General features: G+C 62.4%; 19 protein-coding genes and 1 tRNA gene. 12 read left to right on the top strand and 8 right to left on the bottom strand.

The window, feature by feature from the left end:
* The first annotated feature begins 51 nt into the window (after positions 1-51).
* Complete coding sequence (gene dsbB, locus ACPW74_RS07950; protein ID WP_139737963.1) at positions 52-573, top strand: disulfide bond formation protein DsbB; 522 nt, start codon at positions 52-54, stop codon at positions 571-573.
* 246 nt (positions 574-819) lie between these two features.
* Here dsbB and ACPW74_RS07945 read toward each other — a convergent pair whose 3' ends face one another.
* The 3 genes from ACPW74_RS07945 to uvrB form a co-directional block, all read right to left on the bottom strand.
* Positions 820-1482 carry a DedA family protein gene (locus ACPW74_RS07945; RefSeq protein WP_010674909.1) on the bottom strand — a complete coding sequence of 221 codons (663 nt, stop codon included), beginning with the start codon at positions 1480-1482 and terminating at the stop codon, positions 820-822.
* 147 nt (positions 1483-1629) lie between these two features.
* Positions 1630-1887 (bottom strand): DUF1232 domain-containing protein, encoded by a 258-nt coding sequence (locus ACPW74_RS07940; protein ID WP_010674910.1) that lies wholly within the window; start codon positions 1885-1887, stop codon positions 1630-1632.
* The gene (gene uvrB / locus ACPW74_RS07935) at positions 1884-3896 is read right to left on the bottom strand and encodes an excinuclease ABC subunit UvrB (protein ID WP_425858879.1); all 2013 of its coding nucleotides are present in this window, start codon (positions 3894-3896) and stop codon (positions 1884-1886) included. Before uvrB ends, ACPW74_RS07940 begins: the two co-directional genes overlap by 4 nt.
* Positions 3897-4028: 132 nt before the next feature.
* Here uvrB and ACPW74_RS07930 point away from each other — a divergent pair.
* From ACPW74_RS07930 to ACPW74_RS07905, 6 genes are all read left to right on the top strand, one after another.
* A tRNA-Asn gene (locus ACPW74_RS07930) sits at positions 4029-4104 on the top strand.
* Between the two features lie 771 nt (positions 4105-4875).
* Positions 4876-6561, top strand: a complete 1686-nt coding sequence (locus ACPW74_RS07925; RefSeq protein ID WP_029314601.1) for an aspartate:alanine antiporter — start codon at positions 4876-4878, stop codon at positions 6559-6561.
* Positions 6562-6739: 178 nt separating this feature from the next.
* A complete protein-coding gene (locus ACPW74_RS07920; protein ID WP_425858877.1) occupies positions 6740-8272 on the top strand; it encodes a transglycosylase SLT domain-containing protein in 1533 nt (510 codons plus the stop codon).
* A gap of 171 nt (positions 8273-8443) precedes the next feature.
* A complete protein-coding gene (locus ACPW74_RS07915; RefSeq protein WP_425858875.1) occupies positions 8444-9409 on the top strand; it encodes a tripartite tricarboxylate transporter substrate binding protein in 966 nt (321 codons plus the stop codon).
* 57 nt (positions 9410-9466) lie between these two features.
* Complete coding sequence (locus tag ACPW74_RS07910) at positions 9467-9928, top strand: tripartite tricarboxylate transporter TctB family protein (RefSeq protein ID WP_425858873.1); 462 nt, start codon at positions 9467-9469, stop codon at positions 9926-9928.
* 9 nt (positions 9929-9937) lie between these two features.
* Complete coding sequence (locus ACPW74_RS07905) at positions 9938-11467, top strand: tripartite tricarboxylate transporter permease (protein ID WP_425858871.1); 1530 nt, start codon at positions 9938-9940, stop codon at positions 11465-11467.
* Between the two features lie 137 nt (positions 11468-11604).
* On the opposite strand, the gene ACPW74_RS07900 is transcribed toward ACPW74_RS07905, so the two are convergent.
* The 4 genes from ACPW74_RS07900 to ACPW74_RS07885 form a co-directional block, all read right to left on the bottom strand.
* Positions 11605-12270, bottom strand: a complete 666-nt coding sequence (locus tag ACPW74_RS07900; RefSeq protein ID WP_201996949.1) for a response regulator — start codon at positions 12268-12270, stop codon at positions 11605-11607.
* Positions 12271-13854 carry an ATP-binding protein gene (locus ACPW74_RS07895; protein WP_043155894.1) on the bottom strand — a complete coding sequence of 528 codons (1584 nt, stop codon included), beginning with the start codon at positions 13852-13854 and terminating at the stop codon, positions 12271-12273.
* Positions 13851-15062, bottom strand: coding sequence for an ROK family transcriptional regulator (locus tag ACPW74_RS07890; protein ID WP_223919568.1), 1212 nt, complete (start codon positions 15060-15062; stop codon positions 13851-13853). The genes ACPW74_RS07895 and ACPW74_RS07890 overlap by 4 nt, the downstream gene beginning before the upstream one ends.
* A gap of 104 nt (positions 15063-15166) precedes the next feature.
* On the bottom strand, positions 15167-16834 hold the full coding sequence (locus ACPW74_RS07885) for a methyl-accepting chemotaxis protein (RefSeq protein ID WP_309563588.1): 1668 nt from the start codon (positions 16832-16834) through the stop codon (positions 15167-15169).
* Positions 16835-16962: 128 nt separating this feature from the next.
* Here ACPW74_RS07885 and ACPW74_RS07880 point away from each other — a divergent pair, with 128 nt between their 5' ends.
* The 5 genes from ACPW74_RS07880 to glpC all read left to right on the top strand — a co-directional run bounded on the left by ACPW74_RS07880 (position 16963) and on the right by glpC (position 21979).
* Positions 16963-17418 (top strand): YchJ family protein, encoded by a 456-nt coding sequence (locus ACPW74_RS07880; protein WP_080768035.1) that lies wholly within the window; start codon positions 16963-16965, stop codon positions 17416-17418.
* 221 nt (positions 17419-17639) lie between these two features.
* On the top strand, positions 17640-19319 hold the full coding sequence (gene glpA / locus ACPW74_RS07875) for an anaerobic glycerol-3-phosphate dehydrogenase subunit A (protein WP_041215061.1): 1680 nt from the start codon (positions 17640-17642) through the stop codon (positions 19317-19319).
* Positions 19309-20586 (top strand): glycerol-3-phosphate dehydrogenase subunit GlpB, encoded by a 1278-nt coding sequence (gene glpB, locus ACPW74_RS07870; RefSeq protein ID WP_270821653.1) that lies wholly within the window; start codon positions 19309-19311, stop codon positions 20584-20586. The genes glpA and glpB overlap by 11 nt, the downstream gene beginning before the upstream one ends.
* Before the next feature lies 1 nt (position 20587).
* Positions 20588-20725 (top strand): hypothetical protein, encoded by a 138-nt coding sequence (locus ACPW74_RS07865; RefSeq protein WP_185975437.1) that lies wholly within the window; start codon positions 20588-20590, stop codon positions 20723-20725.
* Positions 20726-20776: 51 nt separating this feature from the next.
* Complete coding sequence (glpC, locus tag ACPW74_RS07860; RefSeq protein WP_425858867.1) at positions 20777-21979, top strand: anaerobic glycerol-3-phosphate dehydrogenase subunit GlpC; 1203 nt, start codon at positions 20777-20779, stop codon at positions 21977-21979.
* Positions 21980-22284: 305 nt separating this feature from the next.
* Here the strand turns inward: glpC and ACPW74_RS07855 are convergent, their stop codons facing one another.
* Positions 22285-23622 (bottom strand): IS4-like element ISAeme15 family transposase, encoded by a 1338-nt coding sequence (locus ACPW74_RS07855; protein WP_425858397.1) that lies wholly within the window; start codon positions 23620-23622, stop codon positions 22285-22287.
* Between the last annotated feature and the right edge of the window lie 32 nt (positions 23623-23654).

The raw sequence follows: 23654 nt of genomic DNA, 5'->3' as shown, positions 1-23654 counted from the left end.
ATGGGGCTCTGCTCTAATTCAGCCACTATTTTTCTCTGAGAGATCAATCAGATGATCGAGTATCTTCGCCGCATTGCCAGTCATCGTCTGGCCTGGGGATTGCTGGCAGCCTCCGCTTTCGCGCTGGAACTCTGCGCCCTCTTCTTCCAGCACGTGCTGGGTTTGCACCCTTGCGTGATGTGCATCTATGAACGTATCGCCATCCTCGGCGTGCTCACCGCCGGCCTCCTCGGCATGGTCGCGCCAGAGCGCTGGTACCTGCGCTGGAGTGCCATGCTCCTGTGGGGTTACAGCGCCTTCTGGGGCCTGAAACTGGCGCTCAAGCACGTGGATTACCAGATGAACCCCTCCCCCTTCAACGTATGCGAAGGGTTTGTTGACTTCCCTGCCTGGGCACCACTGGATAAATGGGTTCCCTGGATGTTCTACCCGGACGGCGACTGCAGCGAGATCAGCTGGCAGTTCCTCGGTTTCTCCATGCCGCAGTGGCTCGTGGTCATCTTTGCCGCCTACCTGCTGGTGTTCGTCATCGTGGCTGCTGGCAACCTGATAAAAGGGCGCTGCTGCAACTAGTTCGTCACTCGACCCTAAGAAGGGAGCACATGGCTCCCTTTTTATCTCCTCTTTATCGCCTCACGACCCCATGCCCAGGGGGCCGGATCTCCTTCTCCCTGTTCTGCCAATGAAGTGGCTGCCTGCGGGTGTGCATCATCGTAACAGGCCACAAGCGGGTCAAAGGGCGCAGCGGCGACCTGCCACTCAGCCAACCAACAAGAAGGGAGCCATATGCTCCCTTCTTTCATGTCGTGCACGGCGATGTCACGCGCCTTCGGAGGTAGCCTTGCTGGCACTTCTCCTGGCCTTCACCATGCCGATCACCATGGGCAACAAGGAGACCGCGATGATGCCGAAGATGAGCAGGGTAAAGTTGTGGCGCACTACCGGCAGATTGCCAAAGAAGTGGCCGGCATAGACGAAGGAGAGCACCCACAAGAGCCCCCCCACCAAGTTGAACGCCAGGAAGCGGGGATAGGTCATGGCCCCCATGCCCGCCACGAAGGGGGCGAAGGTCCGCACTATGGGCAGGAAGCGGGTGATGATGATGGTCTTGCCGCCATGCTTGGCATAGAAGGCATGAGTCTTGACCAGATAGTCCCGACGAAAGATTTTGGAATCGGGGTTGCGAAACAGCTGCTCACCGAAGAAGTGGCCTATGGTGTAGTTCACCACGTTGCCGAGCACCGCGGCGATGATCAGCACGGCGGCCAGGGTGTGCACGTCCAGCACGCTGCCCACTGTGAGGGCACCTGCAGCAAACAGCAGGGAGTCCCCCGGCAGGAAGGGAGTCACCACCAGCCCGGTCTCGCAGAAGATGATCAGAAACAGGATGGCGTATACCCAGACGCCATAATTCTCGAACAGCTCTTTCAGATGCACGTCAACGTGCAGAATAAAGTCGATGGCAAAGAGGATCAGATCCATTTTTTGGTACCCATGAAGTGAACGGCGTGGAGTCTACGCCAATGAGACCTGGCTCACAATCTCCCCATGGTCCCCTTTTTCGAACCCCATGAAGGGAGTCATTCAATCCCCCCTTCTTTTCCCCTTTCCCTGAACGTAGGCTTCTGCTCACTCGGCCTTGTCCAGAGCGGCCAGCACCTCGCCGGGCAGGCATTTCTCCCAGCCCCACAAGAGGAGCAGCAACAGGGTCGCGTCGTCGAGCCAGCCAAGGAGAGGCACCACATCGGGGACAACGTCCACCGGGCTGATGCCATAGAGCAGGATAAGGATCACCAGCCCCTTCGCCCACCAGGGTGTACCTGGGTGGCGAAAGCCCTGATAGAGGCGGCGCAAACGCCGCCAGATGAGCCAGCGTCTGGCGCTCATGACTCGATCAGCTCGCCGCGCAGCCGCTGGATCTGATCCCGCAGCGCCGCCGCCTGTTCGAACTCCAGATCCCGCGCATGCTGGAACATCTGCTCTTCCATCCGCCTGATCTCCTTGCTGATCTCGCTGGCAGAGCGGGCATGGTACTCCCCTTGCGGTTCGGCAGCCTTGCGACTCCCCTTGCCGGCCTTGCCCGCCGTGCGGCTGCCCCCCATGTCCATCACATCGCCGATGGCCTTGTTGAGCCCCTTCGGCACGATGCCGTGTTCCAGGTTGTGGGCGTGTTGCAGGGCGCGGCGCCGCTCGGTCTCTTCGATCGCAACCTTCATGGAGTTGGTGATGGTATCCCCGTAAAGGATCACCTTGCCGTTGAGGTTGCGCGCTGCCCGGCCGATGGTCTGGATGAGGGAGCGGGTGGAACGCAGGAAGCCCTCTTTATCCGCATCCAGAATGGCCACCAGGGAGACTTCCGGCATGTCGAGTCCTTCGCGCAGCAGGTTGATGCCCACCAAGACGTCGAACTTGCCAAGGCGCAGGTCGCGGATGATTTCCACCCGCTCCACGGTATCAATATCCGAGTGCAGATAGCGCACCCGTACCTCGTGATCCGCCAGGTATTCGGTCAAGTCCTCCGCCATCCGCTTGGTCAGTGTCGTGACCAGCACCCGCTCCTCCACCGCCACCCGCTTGCGGATCTCGGAGAGCAGATCGTCCACCTGGGTGCTGACCGGCCGCACTTCCACCTCAGGATCGAGCAGGCCGGTGGGACGCACCACCTGCTGCACCACGTCACCGCCTGACTTCTCCAGCTCGTAGGGGCCGGGGGTCGCCGAGACGAACACCGTCTGGGGCATCAGCGCCTCGAACTCGTCGAACTTGAGGGGCCGGTTGTCCAGCGCCGAGGGAAGGCGGAAGCCGTACTCCACCAGGGTCTCCTTGCGGGATCTGTCCCCTTTGAACATGGCGCCGATCTGCGGCACCGTGACGTGGGATTCGTCGATGATGAGCAGGCCGTCCCCCGGCAGGTAGTCAAACAGGGTGGGCGGCGGCTCACCCGGTGCGCGGCCGGAGAGGTAGCGGCTGTAGTTCTCTATACCGGAGCAGTAACCCAGCTCCTGCATCATCTCCATGTCGAACTGGGTGCGTTGGCTGATGCGCTGCTCCTCCACCAGCTTGTTGAGGTTCATCAGCTGCTCGCGCCGCCCCTTGAGCTCCTCCTTGATGTGCTCGATGGCACCCAGAATGGTCTCCCGCGGGGTGGCGTAGTGGGTCTTGGGGTAGATGGTGTAACGCACCACCGTCTGCTCGATGGCGCCGGTCAAGGGATCGAACAGGGAGAGGCGTTCTACCTCTTCATCAAACAGCTCCACCCGCAGGGCCAGCTTGTCCGATTCGGCGGGGTAGATGTCGATCACCTCCCCCCGCACCCGGAAGGTGCCGCGCTGGAAGGCCATGTCGTTGCGGGTGTACTGCAGTTCGGCGAGGCGGCGCAGGATATCCCGCTGATTGATCACGTCCCCCACTTTGAGGTGCAGCATCATGCTGAGGTAGGCCTGGGGATCCCCCAGACCATAGATGGCCGATACCGAGGCGACGATCACCACGTCACGCCGCTCCAGCAGCGCCTTGGTGGCTGACAGCCGCATCTGTTCGATGTGATCGTTGATGGAGGCATCCTTCTCGATGAAGGTGTCCGTGGTCGGCACATAGGCTTCGGGCTGGTAGTAGTCGTAATAAGAGACGAAATACTCCACCGCGTTGTCGGGGAAGAACTCCTTCATCTCCCCGTAGAGCTGGGCCGCCAGGGTCTTGTTGGGGGCCAGTATCATGGTGGGACGATTGAGGGTCGCGATGACGTTGGCCATGGTAAAGGTCTTGCCCGAACCGGTCACCCCGAGCAGGGTCTGATGGGCCAGTCCCGACTCGATGCCATCGAGCAACTGGGCGATGGCCCTCGGCTGATCCCCGGCGGGTTGAAACTGGCTGGCCAACTGGAATAACTTGCTCATGACGACTCCCGGCAAAAAACGGCAAGGGAGCAGTGTACCCCGAGTTGAAGGAGCTGGGTATCCGCTCACCCTCCCTGATGGCTATTGACCCCGAAATACGACCTCTGTATGATGCACCTCCTTGCCTGATATTCCCCCGTAGTTCAGTCGGTAGAACGGCGGACTGTTAATCCGTATGTCACTGGTTCAAGTCCAGTCGGGGGAGCCAATTCCTCACCATCTCGGTGCAAGTTATCCACTTTAGTGCTTTTCTCTTCCAATTTTAATGCACAAGCCCTTCCCTGCGGCCTGACTCCCTTTTGATCTCCCGATACTGACCAGCAGCGTTTTGTTCTGCTGCACATAACTATTTGATTTTTATAGAAACAATTTATTGCAGGTATTTTTTGAACAGTCCTTGCAGCCCAGTATCGGCGCGGCTTTCAGCCTGATCGCCAAGTTTCATGAACAGGGTTATCCACAGTTTCTGTGGGTAACTTGACCAAAGCCACGGTTCATCTGGGCTGGCAGCCATTGTCCCCGGTTTGCGCTGGCTGCCCCCGCTCTTCCCCATTTTCTGCTGTTTTTCCCTTCCCCCCTAAATGGGATGAATCGACTCGCGGTGCTGCCCGTGGGGGATTTTTTTTCGCTATGCCGCATCCTGCGGGTCAGCCCTCGCCGGATGAGTCATAAGTCTCTTTTGTAACCCTTCAATTTCCTCAGTGGAAAATGCTGAAAAACGTGCCCGTTTGCTCCCCATGCAGCAGGTAATAAATTGTCCACAGGAGTGTCATCCCCTCTCTGCTCGACAGCATATTTCACTCATTGACAGCGGGCCTTGCAGCGTAAAATAGAGGTGTTTTCCCCAGCCCCCCCTCACATCCCTATCTTCACCGAAGAGACCAGCACTTAACTGGCTGTTAATCCGCTTTGGCGCTTCTTTCTTGATACAGGATCCGGCACAATATCGGCCCCACTTTTTTCCTCGGTTTTTCCGGGCATGACCATAGATTTCGTGACATTGCTACATCAAAGCGACTCCCTGCTGCTGTTCGTGGTACTAGCCTTCGGGCTGCTGCTGGGCAAGGTACGCATCGGCAACTTCCAGATAGGCAACACCATAGGCGTGCTCTTCACCGCCCTGCTGTTTGGCCAGATGGGATTCCAGTTTTCCACCTCCACTGAAAACGTCGGCTTCATGCTGTTCATCTTCTGCGTGGGGATTGAAGCGGGGCCGCACTTTTTCAGCGTCTTCCTTCGCGACGGCATCCACTACATCACCCTGACCCTGGTGATCCTGCTGTCGGCCCTGCTGCTGACCGTGGGGCTCGCCAAGTTCTTCAATCTGGGGCCCGGCATGGCCGCCGGCATTCTGGCAGGTTCCCTCACCTCCACGCCGGCCCTGGTGGGGGCACAGGACGCCCTGCGAAGCGGATTGCTCAACCTGCCCCACCAGACCGACATGCAGTCGGTGCTCGACAACATGGGGATAGGCTATGCCCTGACCTACCTGGTGGGCCTGGTGGGCCTGATGCTGGTGGTGCGCTACCTTCCTTCCCTGGCCAGGCTGGATCTCAACACCGAGGCCCAGAAGATCGCCCGCGAGCGGGGGCTCTCCGACAGCGAGAGCCGCAAGACCTATCTGCCCATCATCCGCGCCTATCGGGTCGGCCCAGAGCTCGCCGCCTGGATCGGCGGTCGCACCCTGCGCGAAACCGGCATCTATCCCCACACCGGCTGCTATGTGGAGCGCATTCGCCGCAACGGCATTCTGGCCAGCCCCGATGGTGACGCCGTCATTCAGGAAGGGGACGAGATCGCCCTGGTGGGCTACCCCGAGAGCCACGAGAAGCTCGACGTCAACTACCGCAACGGCAAGGAGGTGTTCGATCGCAACCTCCTTGACCTGCAGATCGTCACCGAAGAGATCGTGGTGAAAAATGATGCCGTGGTGGGTCGCCATCTGGTGGAGCTCAACCTCACCGAGAAGGGATGCTTCCTCAACCGGGTGGTGCGCTCCCAGATAGAGATGCCGTTCGATCGCAACATCATGCTGCAAAAGGGCGACGTGCTGCAGATCAGCGGCGAGAAGCAGCGGGTCAAGCTGCTGGCCAACAAGATAGGCTTCATCAGCATCCACAGCCAGACCACAGATCTGGTGGCCTTCGCCACCTTCTTCGTACTGGGCCTGCTCATCGGCTCCGTCTCCCTGGTGTTCGGCCAGATAGAGTTCGGCCTCGGCAATGCCGTCGGCCTGCTGCTGGCGGGGATCCTGATGGGCTACCTGCGTGCCAACCACCCCACGGTGGGCTATGTGCCACCAGGCGCCCTGCGCCTTGCCAAGGATCTCGGACTCGCCGTCTTCATGGTGAGTACCGGCCTCAAGGCCGGGGGCGGCATCCTCGATCACCTGAGCGAAGTGGGGATGGTGGTACTCTTCTCCGGCATGCTGGTGACCACCTTGCCGGTGCTGGTAGGCTACCTGTTCGGTGTCTGGGTGCTGAAAATGAACCCGGCCCTGCTGCTCGGCGCCATCACGGGCGCACGTACCTGCGCCCCGGCCATGGACGTGGTGAACGAAGCGGCCAACAGCTCCATCCCGGCGCTCGGCTACGCCGGCACCTATGCGGTGGCCAACGTCATGCTGACCCTGGCGGGCTCCTTCATCATCGGCTTCTGGTTCTAGCCGCAGAGTACCTGCCCGCCCATGAAAAAAGGGAGCCTCGAGGCTCCTTTTTTCATGGGCGGGCACTCCTGGATGGAATAGTGAAAATCGTGCTATGGGGACGGGTCTATCAAACCCAATAAGCTAAATCCTCTACAAGGTGCCACTTACACTCAATAAAACGAGCGAGGTGTAAGTGATGAAACGCGCATGGATGATTGTGATCTGGTGGTTCTGCTCCCTGACGCCAGCCTGGGGGGCCGAATCCGGCAAGCAGGTGGCCCCCGAGGCAGAGACGGAGAAAAGCGCCCTGAGCTTTGCAAACGACGAGCTTGCCAAACCCAGGCTGGGAGATCTCGACGTCATGCTGGAGCAGCGCACCATCAGGGTGCTCACCACCTACAACAAGACAGGATTTTTCATCACCAAGGGTGTGCAACGGGGGGCCACCTACGATGCCTTCATGCAGGTGGAAAAGCGCCTCAACGAACAGTTGCGCAAGCAAAAGGCGATCAAACGCCACCTCAAGGTGCACTTTGTCTTCATTCCCGTGGCCCGGGAAGCCCTGCTGAGCTCCCTCATCGAAGGCAAAGGCGACATCGCCGCCGCCAACCTCACCATCACGGACAAGCGCAAGGAGCAGGGCGTGACCTTCACCGATCCCCTGCTGCAAGACGTGCGGGAGCTGCTCGTCTCCGGCCCCTACTCGCCCAAGGTGGAAAGCGCCGCCGATCTGGGGGGAAAACGCATCTACGTGCGCCCCTCCTCGAGCTATTTCGAGAGCCTCATGGCTTACAACCAGGCGCGCAAGTCGGCGGGAGAGCCCCTCATCGACCTCCAGCCCGCCTCGGAGGTGCTCGAAGATGAAGATCTGGTGGAGATGGTGAACGCAGGCCTGCTCCCCTTCATCGTCATGGACGAGCACAAGGCCCGCTTCTGGCAAAAGATTTTCCCCGGGATCACCATTCACGACACCCCCGTGTTCCGGGAAGGGGGCGTCATCGCCTGGGCGGTGCGCAAGGAGAGCCCCCAGTTGCTCGCCATGCTCAACGAGCAGATAAAGGCGCTGCGCGGCAAGGCGACGGGGGATGAGATCCTGGCCCGTTATCTCAAGCAGAACAAGTTCGTCAAAAGCGCCGCCGTCGAGGCGGAGCGCAAGAAATTCCTGCAGGTGGTCGAGCTGTTCCGTGAATATGGCGAACGCTATGACATGGACTGGCTGCTGATGGCGGCTCAGGGCTACCAGGAGTCCGCCCTCAACCACCAGGCCCGCAGCCATGTGGGCGCCATCGGCATCATGCAGATCATGCCCGCCACCGGCAAGGGGCTGAAGGTCGGCGACATCCGCAAGCTCGAGCCCAATATTCACGGCGGCGTCAAATACATGCGCTGGATGATCGATCACTACTATGCGGACGAGCCCATGACCGCCCTCGACAAGGCCCTCTTCTCGTTCGCCTCCTACAATGCCGGCCCCGCCCGGGTGGCGCGGCTCCGCACCGAGGCCAGAAAACGGGGGCTGGATCCCAACGTCTGGTTCCACAATGTCGAGTACGTGGCGGCAGAGAAAATCGGCCCCGAGACGGTCACCTATGTGGGCAACATCTACAAGTACTACATCGCCTACAAGCTGGTGATGGAGCAGGTGGCCCTGCGCCAGCAGGCGAGCGATGCCCTGAAACAGGAGGCGAAGGAGGACGTCAGCACATCGGCGGCGAAACCGACCCAGTGATCCTTGCCGGACGAGGCGCCCATGGCGCCTCGTCTCTGTGCACATCCTTCTGTGGCCCGTGACCAGAATGAACACAATGGGCACAACAGCCTTAATAGCCATTACGGTCAGATTGTTTTCCAATCAGACATGATTAATTAACCTTCTTGCAACAATCACAAGGAGAGCACCATGTTGCAAGGAACCCTCAAACGCACCCTGATCGGTAGCCTGCTCGCACTGAGCGTCGGCGCCCACGCCCAGATCAACGAAGTCCACTTCCTGATCCCGGGCGGCGCTGGCGGCGGCTGGGATACCACGGCCCGCGGCACCGGTGAAGTGCTGGCCAAGTCCGGTCTGGTCAAGACCGTCTCCTACCAGAACATGTCCGCCGGTGGAGGCGCCAAGGCCATCGCCCACCTCATCGAGACCTCGGCCCAGTCCGACAAGACTCTGATGGTCAACTCCACCCCCATCATCGTCAAATCCCTCTCCAAGGAGCTGCCCCAGTCCTTCCGTGACCTGACGCCAGTGGCCGCCATCATCGCCGACTACCAGGCCCTGGCGGTGAAGGCGGACTCCCCCTATCAGAACTGGGCCCAGCTGCTGGCAGCCTACGAGGAGAACCCGGCCAAGGTGAAGATCGCCGGGGGTTCCGCCCTTGGCAGTCTGGATCACCTGGTCGCCGCCCTGACCTTCAAGAACGCCGGGGCCGACGCCAGCAAGCTGCGCTACGTCGCCTACGATGCCGGTGGCAGTGCCATGGCCGCCGTGCTGGCCGGAGAGACCCAGGCCATCTCCACCGGCTTTGGCGAGGCGATGGAAGCGGTCAAGTCGGGCCAGATGCGGATCCTCGGGGTCACTTCCGACAAACGCCTGCCGGGGGCGGAGCAGATCCCCACCTTCAGCGAGCAGAACAACCCCACCGTCTTCGCCAACTGGCGCGGTTACTTCGCCTCCCCCACCATCAGCCCGGAGAAATCCGCCGAGTTTGCCGCCCTGCTCAAGCAGATGTACGACAAGCCGGAGTGGGAAGTGGTCCGCAGCCGCAACAGCTGGACCAACCTCTACCAGTCAGGTCCCGAGTTCACCGCCTTCCTTGACGGCCAGGAGCAGCAGATCGGCGGCCTGATGCGCGAGCTCGGCTTCATCAAATAACCCTCGCTGTCCCATCGCAGGCAGGCGCAGGCCCGCCGCTCATGTTGGAGTCAAAAGATGAACATTACCAAGGAGCGACTGGGGGGCCTGCTGTTTCTGCTGCTCTCCCTCACCTATGGCTACTACGCCACCGAGATACCGGGCTACCCCGGCGACGAATACGAACCCTTCACCGCCAGTACCCTGCCCTATGCCCTGGCAGGGATCGGGACGCTGCTCTCCCTGCTGCTGGTGCTCTTCCCCGGGGGCGAGCCCCTGCGCCGGGAAGAGGGAGACTGGCGCCGGGTCTTCATCCTGCTCGGGCTCATGGTCATTTACGGATTGGTGCTCACCTGGTTTGGCTTCGTGCTCTCGACCATCGCCTTCCTGAGTGTGGGCATCCGGGTGCTCGGTGAGCCCAGTCTGCGCTACGGCCTGATGATCAGCGTCCCCTTCTCCATCGGTTTCTGGGCCCTGCTCACCAAGGGGCTCAACGTCTATCTGGAGCCGGGTCGCCTGTTCACCCTGCTCGGTTTCTAAGGAGTCACCATGTTAGACGGAATCTTGCAAGGACTCGGCACTGCACTGCTGCCGGTCAACCTGATGATGATGGTGCTTGGCTGCTTCATCGGCACCTTTATCGGCATGTTGCCGGGCCTTGGCCCGGTCACCGCCATCGCCTTGATGATCCCCATCACCTATGGCCTGGATCCGGCCTCCGGCATCATCTTGATGGCGGGGGTCTATTACGGCGCCATCTTCGGGGGTTCCACCTCCTCCATCCTGATCAACGCCCCCGGCTGCTCCGCCACCGTGGTCACCGCCTTCGACGGCTATCCCCTGGCCTGCAAGGGACAGGCGGGCAAGGCGCTGGCCATCGCCGCCTACGCCTCCTTCACCGGCGGCACCCTCTCCGCCATCATGCTGATGGTGGCGGCGCCCCTGCTCGCCAAGGTCTCCCTCTCCTTCCAGTCGGCGGACTACTTCGCCCTCATGGTGCTGGGCCTCTCCGCCGTGGCGGCCTTTGCCGGCAAGGGGCAGGTGCTCAAGGCGCTGATCATGGCGCTGTTCGGCATCATGATCTCCACCATCGGCATCGACCGCAGCGTCGGGGTGGACAGGTTCACCTTCGGGCTGCCGGATCTGCGTGACGGCTTCTCCTTCCTGCTGCTGGCCATGGCCACCTTTGCCCTCGCAGAGATCCTGATGGCGGTGCTGCGCCCCGGCAAGGACAACAGCGAGGAAGAGGCCAGGCAGATGCAGCAGCTCGGCAGCCTCAAGCTGAGCAAGGAAGAGGTCAGGGAAATCGCGCCTCCCATCGCCCGCTCCTCGGTGCTGGGCTTTCTCATCGGCGTGCTGCCGGGAGCCGGTGCCACCATCGCCGCCTTCATGGCCTATGGGGCCGAGCGCAACATCGCCGGCAAACAGCGCCAGGAGCAGTTCGGCAAGGGCAGCCTGCGCGGTCTGGCCGCCCCGGAAGCGGCCAACAACGCCGCCTCCACCGGCTCCTTCGTGCCCCTGCTGACCCTGGGGATCCCGGGCTCCGGCACCACGGCCCTCATCCTGGGCGCCCTGGTGGCCTACGGCATCCAGCCGGGCCCACGTCTGTTCATGGAGCATCCGGACGTCTTCTGGTCGGTGATCATCTCCATGTATCTGGGCAACGTGGTGCTGTTGATCCTGAACCTCCCCCTCATCCCCTACCTGGCCCGGGTACTGGCGGTGCCGCGCCCCGTGCTCATCCCCATGGTGCTGCTGTTCTCCCTGACCGGGGTCTATCTGGTCTCCTTCAACACCATGGACATCCATGTGATGGCCATCGTTGCACTGATCGCCATCGGCCTGCGCCTGCTCACCTTCCCCATGGCCCCCATGCTGCTCGGCTTCATCCTGGGAGGCATGCTGGAGGACAACCTGCGCCGGGCCCTGGTGATCAACGACGGCAGCCTGAGCTTCCTGTGGGAGCGCCCCATCACCCTCGCCTTCACGGTGATCACCCTGACCATGTTGCTGCTGCCCGTCTGGCAGTGGTGGCAGGCTCGCCGGGCCCCCAAGGTGGAGCCTGCCACCAGCCACTGAATCGATGATCCTCTGCCACCTCTGAACCCTGACCATCACGCGCAGAGACCTTGATGCCCACGGGAAGCAAATCCTGATAAAAAGAGCGCCGAAAGGCGCTCTTTTCTTGTCTGGACAACAGGTTCCGGGCGACCGGATCACGGCTTGCTGTAACGCCGCTCCGGCCGCCCGACGGTGCCATATTCGAGCTCGGGGCTCGCCAGTTGCTGCCCCACCAGAAATTCCAGATAGCGGCGTGCCGTGGTCCGGCTCACCCCTATCCGGCTGCCTATCTCCTCGGCACTGGCGGCCTCCGGAGTCAGGGCCGTCAGCACCCGCTGCAGGGTGAGAGCATCGATGCCCTTGGGCAGTCCCTCTGCCGCCACCTGCTGCAACGGCGTACCGAACAGGGTGTCCACCGCCTGCTGGTCGATGTCGGCCAACGCCGCCAGGGCGGCGATGCTCTGACGGTACTTCTCCAGGGTGTCGCGCAGCCGCTCGAACACCACGGGCTTCAAGATGAAATCCACCACCCCGAGGCGCATCGCCTCCTGCAGGGCAGCGGCTTCCCGCGCCGCGGTGAGCAGGATCACATCCAGACTCGCCCCCGCCTGGCGCAGCTCTCTCAATAGCGAGAACCCCTCTCCATCGGGCAACCAGACATCCAGCAGCACCAGATCGGGCCGGAGGATCCCTATCTGCTCCCTGGCATCGAACAGGGTCAACGCCACCCCCAGCACCTCGAAACCGGGGAGGCGCTGCACGAAACGGCGGTGGATCTCGGCAATGGCGGGATCATCCTCGACGATCAGGATCTTGATCACTCACACCTCCTTGGGAATGTAACAGACGACGCAACTTCCCTGCGTCGTGGCTTCGATGGTGATCTCCCCCTGCAGGGCATCCAGGGTCTTGCGCACCAGGGAGAGCCCGATACCGTGTCCTGGCTCGGGCTTGCTGCTGACCCCCTGTTCGAACAACCTGTCCGCCAACTGCGGGTCGATGCCGCCAGCCCCGTCTTCCACCTCCAGCACCAGATCCTGCCCCAGATCGCTCAGGGAAACCCGGATGGGCTGATAGGGCGCACCGTGGCGGCGGGTCGCCTCGAAGGCGTTGTCGATGAGGTTGCCCAGCACCGTTACCAGCTGGGAACCGCTGACACGGGCAGGAATATCGTGCAGACGGGCATCGGGATCGATCACGAGCTCAAGACCGAGCTCGTGGGCCCTGTGGTATTTGCCGAGCAGCAACCCCGCCACCTTGGGTTTGGCGATGGCCCCCATCAGGAAGCCGAGCAGGGTCTGCTCGGTGGCCGCCTCCCGCCCGATGAAGGCGAGCGCCTCCCGGGTGGCACCGAGCTCAATGAGGCCGGCGATGGTCCCGAGCTGGTTGTTGTGTTCGTGGGTCTGCACCCGCAGCAGATCGCTGTAGGCCTGCACCTGGGAGAGCTGGGCGCTGAGTTCCGCCAGCTCGTCCTTGCGCCGAAAGCTCGACACTGCGCCGATCAGCTTGCCCTCGCGCACCAGCGGCAAGCGGTTGACGATGAGGGACTGGCCGTTGAGCACTATCTCCTCGTCAAACTGGGGGGTCTGCTCTTGCAGGATGGAGAGCATGCGACTGCCCGGCAGCAGGTGACCGATGGGCTGGCCGATGGCGCTCCTGGCGGTGGTGTCGTCCAGGCGCAGCAGCTTGATGCCGTTGGGGTTCAGGGAGGTGAGGCGCCCTTGCTCGTCGATGGTGAGGATCCCCTCGCGCACCGTGCGCAGGGTACAGTCGAGTTCCGCATAGAGACGCCCCATCTGCTCGGGTTCAAAGCCGAATATCGCCTTCTTGTAGCGCCGGGCCAGCCAGGCGGCGGCGACACTGTTGAGTACCACAATGAGCAATGTCATGGCCAGGCCAAAGCGCAAATAGCCCTGCAGATCCGCATCGATGTCCCGCACCAGATAGCCGACCGACACCACCCCGATGATCTTGCCCATCTCGTCCCGGATGGGCCCCTTGCCGCGCACCGAGACCCCAAGGGACCCTTGGGCCCTGGAGATATAGGCTTCTCCCTGCAGGGCACGCTCGGGATCATCCCCCACCATGGCTTTGCCAATCCGGTCCGCATTGGGGTGCACCAGGCGGCGTGCCTGCCTGTCCCCGATGACGATGTAGCTGGCCCCGACCTCGGCGCGGATCCGCTCCACCAGGGCATTGAGGCGGACCGTATCCGCCCGCTTCACCCCGGCGATGACGCCGGACTCTCGCGCCACCAGCCGTGCCACATCCAGGGCCTGATCCCCCACCTCACGGTAGCGCTGCTCGGCGACATAGTAGTAGCTGGCCCCGCTCAGCAACACCAGTTGCAACAGACTGACCAGACAGAGAATGAGCAGGAAGCGTCCTTGCAACCCGAGCCTCATGCCTCCTTGTCGCCTCGCAACAAGTCGAGCAGCAGACTGCCATCGCGCAGGGCCTTGTGCACCTGCACCGAGGTGGGTTTGGTGGGATCTTCGTAGAAGTGGGTGGATTCAATCTGCAGGCGCACCAGGTACTCGGCGGGCAACTGGCTTGCCAGGGACTGGTGCAACATGGGGAAGAGCAGTCGATCGGCCCGGGTGATCTCCCCCCCGAGCAGCAGCTTGCCCGGATTGAGCAGGCAGATGAGGTTCGCCAGCACCCGGGAAAGGCGGCCCGCCGCCTGGTGCAGGATGTCCTGACACAGGCTGTTGCCGGCCAGCGCCAGCTCGCACAGCTCGCGGATGGTGACGCTTTCGGGCAGATCGAACTCCTGCATCCGTTCGCGCAGCTCCCGATATTGCGCCTCCAGCGCCTGATTGGTCACCAGGGTGCAGGCGCAGCCGAAGCCACCGCAGTAGCAGCGCTGGCCATAGGGTTCGAGCTGCAGGTGGCTGAGATCCCCGAGCAGAGCCGACTCGCTCTCGATGAGCTGGCCATTGACCACCATGCCGACCCCGATGTCGTTGTGCACGAACACCAGCACCGCATCCGAGCAGTTCCTGGCGGCGCCCCACTCCCGCTCGGCCTGGATCCAGGTGCGCACGTCGCCGCTCACCAGCACGGGAACCGAGAAGGCTTCCTGCAGGGTGGGACCGAGGGGCCAGCTGCGCAGATCGTAATAGGGAAAATGCTTGACCATGCCGGAGTGGCGCTCCACCTGGCCGGGCAGGCAGAGGGCGATGCAGGCCAGACGCAGCGCCTTCTTGGGCAAAAAGCCCTCGATGGCCCGCACCAGGCTGGCCAGCAGCTCGGCACGCTCCGCCTCGTTGAAGACATGGCGATGGCGCGCCAGGGAGTGGCCCGCGAGATCGAACAGGGCCATGTCCACATAGCCGCGCCCCAGACGCATGGAGAGAAACTGGAAGCGGCGCTCGTTGATGCGCAGCAGGGTCTGGCGACGGCCACGCCCCACCGAGCTCTCGCCGCAGGTGACCACCAGGCCGCCGTCCAGCAGCTCGCGGGTGATCTTGGTGATGCTGGCCGGCGACAGGCCGGTCAGACGGGACAGATCGGTACGGGACAGCTCCTTGTGCTCCTCCAGGCTGGCATAGACCAGGCCGTAGTTGAGCTGACGGATCAAATCGATACTGCCTTTCACGATCTCATTCATAGGGTTGGGGCTAACGAAAAGAACGAATGGCGCGATTTTCACACATTCTGCGCCGATCCCCAAATTTGCCGTCTGGAAATCCTGTCCAGACGGCAAAAATGTGATTAGTAACGGAAGCGGGAGACGAGTTGGCGCAATTTGTCACCCGTGCCTGCCAGGGCGCGGGTGGTGGTGCTGGACTCCCCGGACGCCTCGGTCAGCTCGCTGACGATCTGCTGGATGGCCACCAGGTTCTTGTTGATTTCCTCGGAGACCGCGTGCTGCTCCTCGGCGGCCGTGGCGATCTGGATGTTCATGTCGTTGATGGTGCCGACCGCCGCCACCATGCTGTCCAGGGAGCTGGCGATGTGGCTCGCCTCCTGCACAGTCTCCTGGCTGCGTGCCTCGCTGGCCTGCATCACCTCCACCGCCTGCCTCACCCCGCCCTGCAGGCGCTGGAGCATCTCGTTGATCTCCTTGGTGCTCTGCTGGGTACGGCCCGCGAGGGATCGCACCTCGTCCGCCACCACCGCAAAGCCGCGCCCCTGCTCGCCCGCCCGGGCCGCCTCAATGGCGGCGTTGAGGGCCAGCAGGTTGGTCTGATCGGCGATGCCGCGAATGACCTCCACCACGGAGCCTATCTTGCCAGTCTCATGGGCGAGCTGTTCGATGACCCCGGCCGCCACATGCACTTCGTCCACCAGCCGGTTGATGCTGCCGATGGCGCTGTTCACCACCCCCCGGGCCGCATCGGACTCGCGGGCCGCATCGCTGGTGGCGCTGGCTGCGTTGGAGGCGCTCGCCGCCACCTCCTGGGCGGTGGAGCTCATCTCGGTCACCGCTGTCACCACCTGATCCGTCTCCTTGCCGTGGCCCTGCATCTGCCTGTCCGCATGTTCGCTCAGGCTATGCAGCCGATCCACAGCCCCCAGCAACTGGTGACTGGTCTCCCCCACCTGGCTCACCACCGACTGGATCCGCTCGACGAAGCGGTTGAAGGCGGCGGCCAGCTGCCCCACCTCGTCCTTGCTCTGCACCTTGAGGCGCTGGGTCAGATCCCCGTCCCCGTCGGCGATGTCGTTGAGTGCGGCAACCGCATCCGCCAGCGGGCGGGTGACCCGGTTGCCGATCACCACGGTGGCCGCCAGGGTCACCCCCAGGATCACCAGGATGAACAGCACCCCGGTTTTCAGGGAGCCATACATGGTCTCCTCCCGCTCGCTGCGCAGGGTTGCCAGCTCATTGTCGATGTCGTCGATGTAGAAGCCCGTGCCCACGACCCACTGATATTTGTCGAGCACCAGGTTGAAGGAGAGCTTGGGGGCATCCCGCCCGATAGAGGGCTTGTTGGTCCAGTACTCCGAGAAGCCATCCCCTTCCCGCGCCGACTTGATGATCCCCTGAATGAGGAAGGCCCCCTTGGTGTCCTTGTCCTGCCAGCGGTTCTTCCCCTCCATCTCGGGCCGGGTCGGCAGCAGCACGGTATTGCCCTGATAGTCATAGACGAAGAAGTAGCCGTCGCTGCCATAGCGCAGCGGCCGCAATATCTCCTTCACCTGCTGGCGCACTTCGGGGCTGTCAGGCTTGCCGTAGCTGCCCTCGATGGCCGTCTTGGCCAGCATCAGATAACTGCTGAGCAGCGCCTTGCGCTCCTTGATTGCCCTCTCCCGCGCCACCACCAGATCCGACTCCAGATCGCTCCTGGCCACCAGGTAGTTGCTGAGATTGACCACCAGGGCCATCAGCAGCACGGGGATGGCCCCCAGTAACAGGATCTTCTGCTTAAGTGTCATTGTGTCACCCTTTGTACTGTGTTCATTGCTGCATGATGTCTGCCTAAACGGCATGGGAAGCTGGCCGAAAGGGAAGTGCGTTCGCTACAATCCCGCCACCTTTAATTATCGACCAGATGAGCTGACTCATGAACCTATGTCCTTGCGGTTCCTCTCTTTTTCTTGCCAAGTGCTGCGGTGTACTCCACGCAGGTCAGCCCGCCGCCACCCCGGAGCAGCTGATGCGATCCCGCTACAGCGCCTTCGTGCTGGGATTGGGAGAATATCTGGTACACAGCTGGCACCCGGACTATCTGAACGGGCTGACCGCAGCCGACCTCTCATCGACCGACACCCGCTGGGATGGCCTCGAGATCCTCGCCAGCCAGGGCGGCCCCGATGACACCCTCGGCATGGTGGAATTCAAGGCCTGGTTCCTGGAGGGGGACGAACGTCACTGCCTCCATGAGCGCTCCCGCTTCGTGCGCCATCAGGGGCGCTGGGTCTACACCGACGGCGAGCAGGATCCGGCGCCGCTGCGGGTGGGGCGAAACGACCCCTGCCCCTGTGGCAGCGGCAAGAAGTTCAAGAAGTGCTGCGGCTGAGGTTTCCCCCACGCCGCCCTCTGGCCAGCCCCCGGGCTGGCCTTCTCCCCTCCCGTCATGCTTTCCCCTGCCCGCCTCGACGGTGACGTGAGGTTCATCACATTTCGCTCATCGCCTCACACTTAATGAGCGTTTACGAACATTAATTTGGCCCATATCAAACATTTTACGTCATGAAGGCGCCACACTGGCCTCATCTGGAAGAGATGAGACGGGCAAGAATGAAAAGAATCACCACACAAGTCGTCATCATAGGGGGGGGCGCCACCGGCGCCGGCATCATGCGCGATTGCGCACTGCGCGGCATCGACTGCATCCTGCTTGAGCGTGACGACATCGCCGCCGGCACCACGGGCCGCAACCATGGCCTGCTCCACTCCGGCGCCCGCTACGCGGTGACGGATCAGGAGTCCGCCCGCGAATGCATTCAGGAGAACCGCATCCTCAAGCGGATCGCCAGCCACTGCGTCGAGGACACCGGCGGCCTCTTCATCACCCTGCCGGAAGATGACATCCATTTTCAAAATACCTTCATGGACGCCTGCGCCCTGGCAGGCATCGACGCCCGCCAGCTGGATCCCGCCGAGGCGCTGCGCCTTGAACCCAACGTCAACCCGGCGCTGATCGGTGCCATCCAGGTGCCGGACGGCACGGTCGACCCCTTCCGTCTGGCTGCCGCCAACGTGCTGGACGCCAAGGAGCACGGCGCCCGCATCTTCACTCACAGCAAGGTGCTGGGGCTGCTGCGCACCCAGGATAGGGTGCACGGGGTCAAGGCCATCAACACCCGCACCGGCGAAGCATTCGAGGTGGAGTGCCAGGAGGTGATCAACGCCGCCGGCATCTGGGGCCAGCAGATCTGCGAGTATGCCGACCTCGGCATCCGCATGTTCCCCGCCAAGGGCTCATTGCTCATCATGGATTACCGCCTCAACCAGCTGGTGCTCAACCGCTGCCGCAAACCGGCGGACGCGGACATTCTGGTGCCGGGCGATACCATCTCCCTCATCGGCACCACGTCGAGTCGCATCGATTACCACAAGATTGACCAGCTCACCGTCGAGCCCGAAGAGGTGGAGGTGCTGCTGCGCGAGGGGATAAAACTGGCCCCCATCATGGCCCGCACCCGATTGCTGCGCGCCTACGCCGGCGTTCGCCCTCTGGTGGCAGTGGATGGCGACGAGTCCGGCCGCAACATCAGCCGTGGCATCGTGCTGCTGGATCACGCCGAACGAGATGGCCTCCAGGGTTTCAACACCATCACAGGCGGCAAGCTGATGACCTACCGGCTGATGGCCGAATGGGCCACCGACTTGCTTGCCAAAAAGCTTGGCAACAGCAAGCCCTGCCGCACCGCCGAGCTGAGCCTGCCCGGCTCGCGGGATCCGGAGAAGGTCTCCGCCCCCGGTCTCTCGGTACCCGCCGAAGGCTCGGCCCAGTACCGCCACGGCGAGCGGGTCATCGCCTTTTTCCGCGACAACCCCAAGGCCAACGCCCTCATCTGCGAGTGCGAGATGGTGACCGCGGGCGAGATTGAATACGCCCTGCGGGAGCTCGACGTGGACAACCTGGTGGACTTGCGCCGCCGCACCCGCCTCGGCATGGGCCCCTGTCAGGGGGAGCTGTGCGCCTATCGCGCCGCCGGTCTGATGCAGGAGTACGGCAAGGCGGACGGTCGTCAGGCCTGCGTCATGCTGCGCCAGTTCCTGGAGGAGCGCTACAAGGGCACCCGGCCGGTGCTGTGGGGCGATGCCCTGCGGGAAGCGGAATTTACCTACTGGATCTACGAAGGGCTGTTCGGCCTTGGCGAGTGGACGGCCCCCCACCTGGTGAGCGAGCCCCCCTTCCCGCTCGATGCCAGCACCGCCAATTCCACCAAGGAGCGCAGCCATGAAATTTGACAGCATCGTGATCGGCGGCGGCATGGCGGGCCTCTCGGCGGCCCTGCGCCTGGCCGAGGCCGGCCAGAAGACCCTGCTGATGGCCTCCGGCCAGAGCGCCCTGCACTTCTCCTCCGGCTCGGTGGATCTGCTGGAGAGCGACGGGGATCCCCGCGCCGCCCTGCCCGCCTTCATGGCGGCCCATCCGGATCACCCCTACAGCAAAGTAGGCATACAGAATATCGAGGGGAGTCTGGCCGATCTGCAACGCCACTGCGCAGAAGAGGGGCTGCCCCTGATGCGCCAGGAGCACAACCACCATCGCCTGACCCCCATCGGCACCCTGAAATCCACCTGGATCTCCCCCGACACTTGTGCCTGCGTGACTGATGCCCCCGCTCCCGACGCCATCCTGCTCGCCACCCTGGAAGGGTTTCGCGATTTTCACCCGGCGCTCGCGGCGGCGAATCTCGCGACCCACGCCCGCTTTGCCCACAGCCGCATCCTGACCGGGGAAATTCGCCTGCCCCAGCTCGCCCAGTTCAGCCGCAATCCCCACGAGTTTCGCTCCGCCGACATCGCCCGCCTGTTCGACAAGCAGGGGCCTGGCCAGCAGGACCTGCTGGCGGATCTGGCCCGCGAGATCAGCCGCGTGATGCAGGGATGCGGCGTGCCCGGCTGTCGCCATATCGTGCTGCCCGCCTGCCTGTCGCTGGGGCTGGTCGGCCCGCGTCTGAGCGAGCTGGAACGGCGCACCGGCTGCACCATCAAGGAGGTGGCCACCATGCCGCCATCCCTCATCGGCATGCGGATGCAGGAGGCCCTCAAGCGCCGCTTCATGGCCCTTGGCGGCACCTTCCTCACCAGCGAGCGGGTGCTGGGCGCTCGCTATGACGGCGACAAGGTGATCGGGGTGCACAGCCAGCACGGGGAGGATCAGCTGTTCGAGGCGGACCACTTCGTGCTCGCCTCCGGCAGCTTCTTCAGCCGAGGACTGGAGTCGCGCCTCGGGGGCATTCGTGAACCCATCTTCGATGCCGACGTACTGAGCCTTGCCGAGCGCGACGCCTGGGCCGGCCGCCGCCTGTTCGACCACCACCCCTTCATGGGCTTCGGGGTCAAGACCGACGAGCGGCTGCGGGTGCTGCGCGGCGGCAGGCCCCTCACCAACCTTTACGGCGCCGGCAGCGTGCTCGCGCACTATGACCCCATTAAAGAAGGTTCCGGCTCCGGCGTGGCCGTTGCCACCGGCTGGCAAGCCGCTGGCCATATTCTGGCGGAGGGCTGAGATGAATCACATATTCCCACCCCAACGACACGGCGTGCTGGCCCACGACGATGCCCAATCCAAGGAGGGCTCTGGCTCAGGTGTCGCGATCGCCACCGGCTGGCAGGTCGCCGGTCACATTTTGAGTTCAGCCCAATGATGATTTCGCCCCATATCCCGTGCCTTCACACCCAACGGGAGGAGAACTGACATGCTACTGGATCATGCCAACCAGACTTTCGATCAGTGCATCAAATGCACCGTCTGTACCGCCTACTGCCCGGTGGCCAAGGCCAACCCGGCCTACCCCGGCCCCAAGCAGGCGGGCCCGGATGGAGAGCGGCTGCGCATCAAGAGCCCGGAGCTCTTTGACAGCGCCCTCAAATACTGCACCAACTGCAAGCGCTGTGAAGTAGCCTGCCCGAGCGGGGTGCGCATCGGCGACATCATCGCCAAGGCCAAGCACCAGTACAGCGGCTTCAAGCCGGGGATCCGCGAGTTCGTGCTCTCCCACACGGATCTGATGGGCAGCATGTCCACCCTGATGGCCCCGGTGGTCAACTTCGCCACCGGCCTCAAGCCGATGAAGCAGGTGCTGGACAAGGCGCTGGAGGTCTCATCCCACCGGGACCTGCCCAAATATTCACAAGGCACCTTCCGCGGCTGGTACAAGAAGCAGAAAACGACTCAGGCCCGCTTTGCGCGCCAGATCGCCTACTTCCACGGCTGTTATGTGAACTACAACCATCCGCAGCTTGGCAAGGAGCTGGTGCAGGTGCTCAACGCCATGAACATCGGCGTCCAATTGCTTGCGCGGGAGAAGTGCTGCGGCGTGCCGCTGATTGCCAACGGCTTCATGGACAAGGCCAGGCAACAGGCGGCCTTCAACATCCAGCAGCTGGAGAACACCCTGCTCGGCAACGAGATGCCGCTCTTGGCCACCTCCTCCACCTGCGGCTTCACCCTGCGGGACGAATATCCCCACCTGCTGGAGCAGGACAACCACAAGGTGCGGGATCGCATCTCCCTGGTGACCCGCTTCCTGTGGAACGAGTTCGATCGGGGCAACAAACCGGCCATGAAGCCCCTCAATCTGCACATCGCCTACCACACCCCCTGCCACCTGGAGAAGATGGGGGGGGTCATCTACACCCTCGAACTGCTGCGGGCCATCCCCGGCGTCAAGGTGACGGTGCTGGACTCCCAGTGCTGCGGCATCGCCGGCACCTACGGCTTCAAGTCGGAAAACTACGACACCAGCCAGGCCATCGGTCAGGGGCTGTTCGATCAGATAAACCGGCTCAAACCCGATCTGGTCATCACCGACTGCGAGACCTGCAAGTGGCAGATCGAGATGAGCACGGCGTTTCGCTGCGAACACCCGGTGCACCTGCTGGCACGGGCGCTGGCCTGACCGCCATCCCCCCGGTCCGCCCATCATCACGGGCACCGGCTTGGAGGCGACACGCCCCGGTCAATGCCTGCGCCCCCTCTGGCCGGCCTTGACCGGGATCGGCGCGGCAAGGCCCTGACGCCGCCCGGGCAGCCCCGATGGGAGGCTTGGGCGGCGAAACCTTTTGGTTGTTTGAACCGCTAGCACAGTGAAAAGCAGCAACAACACCCACTCTGTTAAAAACCACATCCCATTGCCACCACCATAAAACATCAAGCCAGCATATTCAGCCAAAAAAAAAGAGCCGGCATTCGCCGCAATGCTGTTCACTTAAGCGGAGCCGCATTGCGATTTACCGGAAAACGGGTCTTTGATATCTTCACCGCCCTGGGTCTCGATGGCCTGGGGCGTTTTTCTATGAACATGACGCCTATGCAGCCCCGCAACTCCGCCAACCTCCGTGGCGTATGGGCTGGCGATAACGCGCCCGCCATCACTGCCATCTGGTTCGCGATGAACTGACAGGCAAACTTAAAGCTCACCTCATTGGGCGCTCGCTGATGGGCTACGGCGGCCTGGCTGGCCTCCCGCCTGACCAGATTGTATCCAAGCAGCAATCCCCACAGCTCCTGATAGACCAAGTCCACTTTCTTGCTTCTCAGCGTGATGGCGTTGTGCTGCATCGCGCTTTTGATATCCCGGTATCCCAGCTCGATTTCCCAGCGCTCGTGGTACAGGGTCGCCACCTGAGCTGCACTGAATCGCGCCACGGGCAGGGAGGTAAAGACCGTTTTCTCCTTGCCTGCCACCTCATAGGTCACTGCGCGAACTTGCCAGTGTGTCGGCAACGCCGGGTTTTTCTTGCGAGCCTGAGGCGAGACCGTCATTTGCAACAGACGGTCACCGTCGCCATAGCGCTCAAGTTCCGTGTATACCAGCCCCTTGCGTTCCGGGATGAGCCAGTGACGGTCGGTGTCTTCGGCCTGAATACGCAGCAACAGGTCGGCACCGAAGAAGCCTTTATCCAGCAGGGTCACTGACTTGTCCGGCAATGAGTGAATGAACTCGCTGGCCAGGGGGATTTCCCCTTTGCGGTACGGGCTGATGGCCGCGTTGGCAATGACATGCGAGCGGACATTCATGAGCGTGACCAACCGCAGCATCGGGTAGGGTGTCTGCCGGTTGGTTGAGGTGTTACCCGAGCCGAAATGTGCTCTGAGTTCAGGCATATCCTGGGTTCGGAACAGGGCCCCATCGATGGCAAAGACCTGTAAACCGTGCCAATGGTCTTCAGGATAACGTTCCCGCCCCCACACATCGGCGCACTGTTTGAACAGCCACTCGAGCGGCTGTTTGCCGAGTCGCTGACGGGCCTGAGACAGGGCACTGTCCGCGAGCAAGGCATCATTGGCCAACCCTTCTGCACAGATGTTGAGGCGCCGAGCGACCTCGGAGATGGGCTCATTGCGGAAAAAGGCCATCCCCACGACGAGCCACAAGACCATATCAGAAGGTAAGCGGCGTCGGCGGATAGTGGCCTTTTCAGACAAGGTGGCAGCGGCAGTAATCCATTCGTCGGGAATATGGTCGGCAAAAATGGCCAGCCGAGCCAGCATGTCGCCAGATGCCTCAACAACATCGTTCAGATCGTTTGCAATAGACATAAAAAAATCCGGAACCAGTGATTGGTTCCGGA

This window comes from Aeromonas sp. INTO2, assembly GCF_049860605.1.
Lineage (GTDB): Bacteria > Pseudomonadota > Gammaproteobacteria > Enterobacterales > Aeromonadaceae > Aeromonas > Aeromonas caviae.
This window is presented reverse-complemented; position numbering and strand designations above follow the sequence as displayed.